Below are 7,836 nucleotides of genomic sequence, written 5' to 3'. Positions count from 1 at the left end.
ACCCCGGTGGAGACGGCCCCGGACGGGGACCTCGCCGACCTCGGGCAGCGCGACGCGCCCACCATGCGCATCCGCCGCCCCGCCGCACCCGGCGGCGGGCGCGGCGGGTGCTTCGGGCGTGCCGGGTGTGCCGGAAGCGCCGGGTGTTTCGGGCGTTTCGGGTGTACCTCCGGCGGGCGCGTCGGCGGCGGGCGTGCCCGGCCCCGGACGGACGTCGGGCCTGCGCTCCGGGTGGTCGAAGTCGAGCTGCACGGCGAGCTGAAGGGTCTCCGAGTCGAGCGACTCCCGCAGCGCCCACGCGGGCCCGTGCCGCTCCCCGCGCGCCCTGGAGCCGCCGGGTGCGGCGGGGCGGCGGATGCGCATGGTGGGCGCGTCGCGCTGCCCGAGGTCGGCGAGGTCCCCGTCCGGGGCCGTCTCCACCGGGGTCCGGGCGGCGGGCACGGAGCGCGTCACGCGGTACAGCTTGGGCGCGGCGATCGCGACGATCACCGCGAGGCTGGAGATCTCCGCGATGCCCGCCCCGGTCAGGCCCATCCGCGGCAGCAGGATCAGCGTGAGCCCGAGCACCAGGACGCAGAGCAGGCCCTGCAGCCAGGCGATCCCCGAGGTCCTGCTCTGCGCGCGCTGCACCGCGAAGTACGTCTCCATCACGACCCGCAGCAGCGCCCCCACGGCGAACCAGCGGAGCAGCGGCGTGGCGGCGTCGGCGTACGCCGGTCCGAACAGGCTCAGGATGAACGGCGCGCCCACGAAGAGGACACCGCACACCGGCAGCATGATCATCGCCATCCGGCGCAGCGCGGAGCGGGTGTTGGCGGCGAGCAGCGCCGGGTCGTGCGCGCCCTCGACGGTGAGCGAGGCGCCCATGTTGATGGCGAGCAGGTTGACGGTGCCGCCGATGGTGGTGGTGATGTAGAAGTACGCGTTGTCGACCGAGCTGACCTGTGAGGCGACGATGACGGGCACGAGGTAGACGACGGCGAGCGAGAAGAGCGAACCGGTGTAGTCACCGGCCAGGAAGCGGCCGATCTCGCGCAGGGTCGGCGGCTGCGCCTTGCCGTCGGTAGCGCGTACGTGGCGCGGCACGAGGCGCCGGAAGACCAGCCAGCCGAGCGGGATCACCGACACCGCGATCGAGGCGACCCAGGAGACGAAGACGCCCGCGGTCGGGATCGCCGCGGCCATGGCGATCAGCAGCCCGAGCTTGGCCACCGAGAAGACGGTGTTGCCGACCGGCACCCACAGCGCGCTGCGCAGCCCGGTGAGGACGCCGTCCTGGAGGGTGAGCACCGACCAGGCGACGACGGCGAGGATGAACCCGACGCCGTGCACCGGACCGTGCAGGAAGCGGTACGAGGGACCCCACAGGTCCAGCGTGAGCAGGAAGACGCCCGCGGCGAGCGCGACGGCCACCGAACTCCCCGCGTACGTCTTGAAGATCAGCCTGCCCGTGGCGCGGCCCGCGATGGGGATGAACCGCGCGAGGGCGCCGGTCAGTGTCACGGCGGTGAGCCCCGCGAGGAGCTTCATCGCCGCGATCGCGGCCGAGCCCTGGCCGACCGCCGACTCCGAGTAGTACCGGGCGGCGGCCAGCCAGAAGCCGACGCCGAGCACCCCGGAGATGCCCGTGTTGAGCATCAGGGCATAGGCGTTGCGGAACAGCGGACTGCCGCCGTCCGTGCCCGGCAGGCGCATTCTGCGCGCCTTGCCCGGCTTGCCGGACGACGGCTGCCCGCCGCCGCCCCCGGGGGCGGCGGCGCCGGCCTGGGCGGTGGTCGTGTCAGACACGGGTACGAATGGCCTTCCGGCGGATCTGTCGGGCTCTGCGGACCATGGCGTACCCCTTGGTGAGGGCACGGTCCCTGGCGAAGGTGCGGGTCACCGCGCGGCCCTCCACGAGCCGCTCGAACTCATCGGTCCCGGTGGAGCGGCGCACGGTGACCCGGCGCAGCGCGTACGGCCCCTGGGCCCGGCGGGCCAGGGAGTTGCCGACGGCGAGCGACTGGGCGAAGCCCGCCTCGCGCACCCGGGTGCGCACCCGGCGGCTCGAATAGCCGTACGGGTAGGCGAACGAGACGGGCCGGGTGCCCAGCTCCTCGGCGACGATGTCCCGGCACCGCCGCAGCTCGCTGCGCAGCTCGGTGTCGCCGAGCTGGTCCAGCTCGGGGTGGGTGTGGCTGTGGCCGCCGATCTCGGTGCCGGTGGCGGCCAGTTCGCGCACCTGGTCCCAGTCGAGCATGCGGTCGAGGCCGCCTCCGGTGTCGTGCGCGCCGCGCAGCCAGCCCGTGGAGACGAAGAGCGTGGAGGCGAAGCCGTGCTTGGCGAGCACGGGCAGCGCGTACCGGTGCACCCCTTCGTAGCCGTCGTCGAAGGTGATCAGGACGGGGCGTTCGGGCAGCTCGCCCCCCGAGCGCCAGACCGCCGCGAGCCGGGCGGTGGTGAGCGGTGTGAAGCCCCGCTCCCCGAGCACCTCCATCTGCCGCGTGAACGCCTCGGGCGACACCGAGAGCTCGTGCGTCGCCTCGTTCGGCGCGTGCGCGACCGCGTGGTACATCAGGATCGGCACGGGTTGCTGCCCCGGACTCATGCGGCGGCCCCCGCACCGGCCGCCGGGTCCTTGGTCTCCCCGTCCCCCGGGATCTCCATGACGGAGAACGTGGTGCCCGAGCGCCGGGCGCGCAGGCTGCCGACGGCATAGCCACCGGCCGCCGTGACCACTCCCGCCACGATGGCGCCCGCCCGTCCCGCGCCGCCCGGCCGCCCGAGCACCGCGTCCCGCAGGCCGCGGGCGACCCCGGCGGGCAGCACCCGTGTGGTGTAGCGCCGCTCGGACTGAAGGCCCTTGGCGGCGCCGACGCTGCGGGAGACCAGGGCCTTGGAGAGGCCCTCGGCGTAGGTGCGGGACCGGAAGTAGCGGAACCGTTCCCGCGCGGACGGCACCCGGTGGTGGATCACCGCGCGGTCGTCGATGAGCAGGACGGCGTCCGGGGCGGCCCGGGTGAGGCGGATGCAGAACTCCGTCTCCTCGCAGCCGAGCGGCCGTCTGTCGCCGTCCCGCCCGATGCCGGTCGCGAAGCCGCCCGCCACGTCGAAGGCCGAGCGCCGGAACGCGGCGTTCCCGCCGAGGACGTTGCGCACCCGGACGAGCCCCTGGGGGAGCCCCTTGTACGTACAGCCGACGACCCAGTCGAACTCCTCGGGGAACCAGGCGGGGCGCCGCCTCGACTCCCAGAGCGGCATGGTGCGCCCGCCGACGGCGAGGACCCGGGGGTCCCCGAACGCCGCGGCGAGGTGGCGCAGCCAGTCCCGCTCGGCGACGGCGTCGTCGTCGAGGAAGGCGACGAGGGAGCCGCGTGCGGCGGCGATGCCGGTGTTGCGCCCGGCGGAGAGGCCGCGCGGGCCCGCGTTGGCGAGCACCCGCACCCCCTCGGCCTCCTTGTACTCCCCGGCCAGCCGGTCGAGCAGGGCGGCGTTGTGATCGACCACGAGGAGGGTCTCCACGGCGGGCAGCGACTGCGCGCCCACCGAGGAGACCGCCGCGAGGATGTCCTCCCATCGGTCCTCGGTGTACACGCAGACGACCACGGAGATCTCCGTGCTCAAGACGCCTCTCCCCGGCCAGCCGGGACGGTCACGCCGCGGGCGCTCTTGCGGCGCGGGCCCCGCCTGGCCCGGTTGGAGCGCTCCGCCAGGATCACCTTGAGGACCCGGATGCCGTCACGGACCGCGCGGAGGTTGCTGGCCCCGTGGATGCGCAGGTACTCGTGGCTGGGAATCTCCTGGACCTTGAGACCGGCCTTGACGACCCTGATGTTCATCAGGGTCTCCACCTCGAAGCCGGTGCAGTCGAGCTCGATCTTGTCCAGGCAGTGCCGCCAGAACGCGTTGTACCCGTAGCACAGGTCGGTGTAGCGGGCGCCGAACTTGGCGTTGACCACGGTGCACAGGACGTGGTTGCCGAGCTTGCGTATGGGCGTCATGTCGTCGGTGCCGCCGCCGTTGGCGAACCGGGAGCCCTTGGCGAAGTCCGCGCCCGAGACGAGGGCGGAGACGTAGGAGACGATCTCCTGGCCGTCGGCCGAGCCGTCGGCGTCGACCATCACGATGATGTCGCCCGTGCACGCGGCGAAGCCGGTGATCAGGGCGTCGCCCTTGCCCTTGCCGAGCTGGCGGACCACCTTCACCTCCGGCCACAGCTCGCGGGCGACGGCCACCGTGTCGTCGGTGGAGTTCCCGTCCACGAGAACGACCTCGTGGATCCAGTCGGGCAGCGTCTTGAATACGTAGGGAAGATTCTCCGCTTCATTCATCGCGGGTATCACTACGCTCACCGGCGGTGTGATCGCCAGGTGTGTGGAGATCGGCCGATAGTCGCGGGAGATCTCATCAAACGGGTCTTGCCCGGCGTCCGCCGGGCGCACAAAAGAGGTCATGAGTCCGGTGATCCCTCTCGTCCGGTGGGCCGCCCGCCCCCGGGCGGTCCGCTAATTGATCCGGTTCGAAAGGGGGGTTCTCACTTGAGCATGACGAAATGGATCTCCGTGCATGCCAAGAGAGCTGGCATAGCGCGGGACGTGACCCGGTAATAAAGTGATCGCCGGGCACGGCACCCCCCTACCGCGCCCCGCACGGTGCCACCGCGATCTTGAGCCCTCCCCTAGATCGCATTGCGTGATGGACCGTTGCGGGTGGATGTATGACGGTATTGATGATGACGACTCTATGGCAAGACCTGGAACGTGGCCTCACGTTTTTCATGATTTGAGCAATCTATGCGATCACATTCGGACTGCCCTATTCCTTGCCGTGCGATCGGATTTTACCCATCCGCTTGAGCAGCCTGTCAGCCGGATCAAACAATTCTGGCCTCGACAGCACGGTATTGCGCAGTGCCCGGACGGGTGCACGTCGAGCCGTGTGTCCGAATGCGACCGGGTGACGCAAAGCCACCCTGCCCTCATGAACAACGATTTCGCGCGTCTTGAGGGAATCCTTGTACTCCTTCTGGCCGCGGCCGAGATCGAGGTACGCGATGCCGTCGGCGGCGGCCGCCTCCGCCATCGCCAGGTGCAGCACCAGGCCGGGCGAGTACTTCGCGAACGCCGGGTCGTACGCCGGGAACCAGCAGGCGAGGATCCGCTCGCTGCGCAGCCCGAAGTGTGCCGCGACCGGCGCGTCCGCCGCGTAGAGCACCGAGAGGACTCCGGCGAAGGAGTCGCCCCGGGAGTGGAAGAGGCGGTCCACGAGCTGGGTGATCCACGGATGCGCGAAGCGGTCGCTGCGGCCCGTCCTGCGGTACTGGGCCGACTTCCAGCCCATCAGGGCGGCCAGCGCCCTCGGGTCGCGCTCGTCGTGCACATAGCGGACGGGACCGTGGTCGCGGCCGAGCCTGCGCTCCTTGGCGAGAGTGGTACGGGTGAACTTCGGTGACCGCGTACGGAGTTGGCCGAGATAGTGCTCGTACCCCTGATCGATGTCCATGACCGGGGAGGGGTAGGTGCCGCGCGCGCCCGCCGCCTCGAAGGGCCGCTGGCCGTTCACGAGGTGGTCGAACTCCCACACCGCGAGCCCGCAGGACCGCAGCAGCTGCCGGGCGTCCCAGTCGAAGCCCGGCCGGTGCACGAGCCCCTGGCAGTCCGAGACGCCGAGCCCGACGGCCCGGCCGACTCCGGTGACGGTCCGCTGGAAGGGGAAGAACGCGGCGGGGCCGTCGGCGTCCCGCACGACGGCGATCCGCACCCCGCGCCGCTCGTGCCCCATGGCGAGGGTGAATTCGGGTGAAAGGAAAGGATTCGCCAGCTCCGGGGCGCCGTTGAGATGCGCCTTGGACTGGAGAGCGGTCCATGCCGCCCGGTCGGCGGCGGTCAGCTCACCGGGGCGGTGCACGGTGACGTCCACGTCAGGAGGCCCGCCTTCGGGCCGCACGGCGGCGCAGGCGCCGCGCTTCGAGGAGCAGCAGGACGAGCCCGCTCAGCACGGTCACGGCGACGACGCCGCCGCGCACCGACCAGATGTGCAGCGCCAGCATGGCCTGCGCGACGAGCATGTTGACGGCGACGGAGCCCGCCACGGCGGCCACGGCCCTGCCCCACGGTTCGAGGGCGGGCAGTGCGGCGGCGATCATCGCGCCGGGCGCGGCGATCAGGAAGAACAGGGTGAAGGGGCCGCGCAGCGGTGAGTCGAGGCCGACGAGCGCGAGCATCGCGCCGACACAGCCCACGGCGACGGCCGCTCCGGCGAGCAGCGGCAGCGCGTCCCGTGCCAGGACCTTCGCGCCCGTGCGCGGCGCGTCTGGTGCCGACGCCTTGCTCCTGATCGTCTGCATTGGCGACTTTGCCCCCCGACGCGCCGGATGCCGGGCTTCAATGTGGCGCAGCGTCAGGTAGGCCGTCAAGACGCCGAGGAGGCGCACGGATGTTCCTCGCCACGCGGCTGTGGCGCGGGTGAACTACGCGCGTGCGCTGGGAAATTGCCGATGAAATTATTGACATGGACACTATCGGCAAGCGGAACCGCGTGCTACCACGGGACAGCGGAAATCCTGCTAAGGGAGGTTCCATGAGATTGTCCCGATTCACGGCATACGTGTCCTCGCTCCTCCTCGCGATCGCCTTCGCCCTCACCGGGGCCGCGGCGGCGCACGCCACCCCCTCCGCCGAAACCCGGGCGGCCACCGGCTATGTGGCGCTCGGCGACTCGTACTCCTCCGGCGTCGGCGCCGGCAGCTACGACAGCGCGAGCGGCAACTGCAAGCGCAGCACCAAGGCCTACCCCGCCCTCTGGGCGGCGGCGCATTCACCCTCAAGCTTTAACTTCACCGCTTGCTCGGGCGCTCGTACGGGTGACGTCCTGGCGAACCAGCTCGGCCCGCTCGGCTCCGGCACCGGCCTCGTCTCGATCTCCGTCGGCGGCAACGACGCGGGCTTCGCCGACGTCATGACGACCTGTGTCCTGCAGTCCGAGGCCAACTGCCTGGCCCGCATCGCCCAGGCCCGCTCCTACGTCGACTCCACGCTCCCCGCCAGCCTCGACAAGGTCTACTCGGCGATCAGCGCCAAGGCCCCCGCCGCCCATGTGGTGGTCCTCGGCTACCCCCGCTTCTACAAGCTCAGCGGAAGCTGTGTGGCCGGTCTCTCCGAGCGCGAGCGGTCCGCCATCAACGGTGCCGCCGACTACCTCAACACCGCCACCGCCAAGCGCGCCGCCGATCACGGCTTCACCTTCGGCGACGTCACGGGCACATTCACCGGCCACGAGATCTGCTCCGGTGACGCCTGGCTGCACAGCCTGAACATCCTCAGCCCCGGCGAGTCCTACCACCCCAAGGCCGCGGGACAGTCCGGCGGCTACCTCCCCGTCCTCACCTCGGCGGCCTGACCCCGGTCGGCCGCGCGGAGCCGTTCGGCGTGTAGGAGGCCCCGTCCGTCGGGGTCTCCTGCCCGTGTTCGCACGTCACCCAGTACTCCACCGAGTTCGAGGTCACGGCCTTGGGGGAGCGCACCTGCACATGGACGGAGTTCGACCAGGTGTCCGACCCGGTGCCGTACCCCGTCTCCGTGTGATTGACCTGCCGCGTCTTCGACCCGCCCGAGGAGAAGGAGAGCGTCTTCCACCCCGGGTCGCTCGACTGCCCCGTCCTGGTGACCCAGCGGTACTGCACATCGACCGGGACCCGCCCCACCGTGAACGTGGCCGTGAACGACGGCGCCTGAGCCGCCGCCGGGGGACAGGAGCCCTCGTACCGCGTGTGCGCGCCCGTGAGCCGCACCTGCACGCTCTGCGGCGGCTTGGTGGTCGTACCGCCGCTGCCGCCGTTGTTCCCGCCGCTTCCCGAGC

The 7,836-nt window shown here is 71.4% G+C and carries 7 protein-coding genes and 1 pseudogene; 1 reads left to right on the top strand and 7 read right to left on the bottom strand.

Annotation, left to right across the window (positions count from 1 at the left end; all coding sequences use genetic code 11):
• From AB8Z36_RS22595 to AB8Z36_RS22570, 6 genes are all read right to left on the bottom strand, one after another.
• Window positions 1-1,788, bottom strand: a 1,788-nt coding sequence (locus AB8Z36_RS22595; protein WP_440581972.1) for a lipopolysaccharide biosynthesis protein, incomplete at its 3' end; no start/stop codon positions are given.
• Window positions 1,781-2,587, bottom strand: coding sequence for a polysaccharide deacetylase family protein (locus AB8Z36_RS22590; RefSeq protein WP_369215180.1), 807 nt, complete (start codon window positions 2,585-2,587; stop codon window positions 1,781-1,783). The genes AB8Z36_RS22590 and AB8Z36_RS22595, both read right to left, overlap by 8 nt.
• On the bottom strand, window positions 2,584-3,603 hold the full coding sequence (locus AB8Z36_RS22585) for a glycosyltransferase family 2 protein (RefSeq protein WP_369215179.1): 1,020 nt from the start codon (window positions 3,601-3,603) through the stop codon (window positions 2,584-2,586). Before AB8Z36_RS22585 ends, AB8Z36_RS22590 begins: the two co-directional genes overlap by 4 nt.
• Window positions 3,600-4,433, bottom strand: coding sequence for a glycosyltransferase family 2 protein (locus AB8Z36_RS22580; protein WP_369215178.1), 834 nt, complete (start codon window positions 4,431-4,433; stop codon window positions 3,600-3,602). Before AB8Z36_RS22580 ends, AB8Z36_RS22585 begins: the two co-directional genes overlap by 4 nt.
• 361 nt (window positions 4,434-4,794) lie before the next feature.
• Window positions 4,795-5,898, bottom strand: coding sequence for a GNAT family N-acetyltransferase (locus AB8Z36_RS22575; protein WP_369215177.1), 1,104 nt, complete (start codon window positions 5,896-5,898; stop codon window positions 4,795-4,797).
• A 1-nt stretch (window position 5,899) separates the two neighbouring features.
• On the bottom strand, window positions 5,900-6,325 hold the full coding sequence (locus AB8Z36_RS22570; RefSeq protein ID WP_369215176.1) for a hypothetical protein: 426 nt from the start codon (window positions 6,323-6,325) through the stop codon (window positions 5,900-5,902).
• Window positions 6,326-6,558: 233 nt separating this feature from the next.
• On the opposite strand from AB8Z36_RS22570, the gene AB8Z36_RS22565 reads away from it, so the two are divergent.
• Window positions 6,559-7,377 (top strand): SGNH/GDSL hydrolase family protein, encoded by an 819-nt coding sequence (locus tag AB8Z36_RS22565; protein WP_369215175.1) that lies wholly within the window; start codon window positions 6,559-6,561, stop codon window positions 7,375-7,377.
• Here AB8Z36_RS22565 and AB8Z36_RS22560 read toward each other — a convergent pair.
• Window positions 7,361-7,836, bottom strand: a pseudogene (locus AB8Z36_RS22560) (serine/threonine protein kinase); the annotation flags it as partial. The gene AB8Z36_RS22565 and the pseudogene AB8Z36_RS22560 overlap by 17 nt on opposite strands.

Origin of the sequence: Streptomyces flavofungini, from assembly GCF_041028215.1 — a bacterium.
GTDB classification, from domain to species: Bacteria; Actinomycetota; Actinomycetes; order Streptomycetales; family Streptomycetaceae; genus Streptomyces; species Streptomyces flavofungini_B.
Note: the sequence above shows the minus strand (reverse complement) of the source record. Positions and strands in the feature narration are given on the sequence as shown.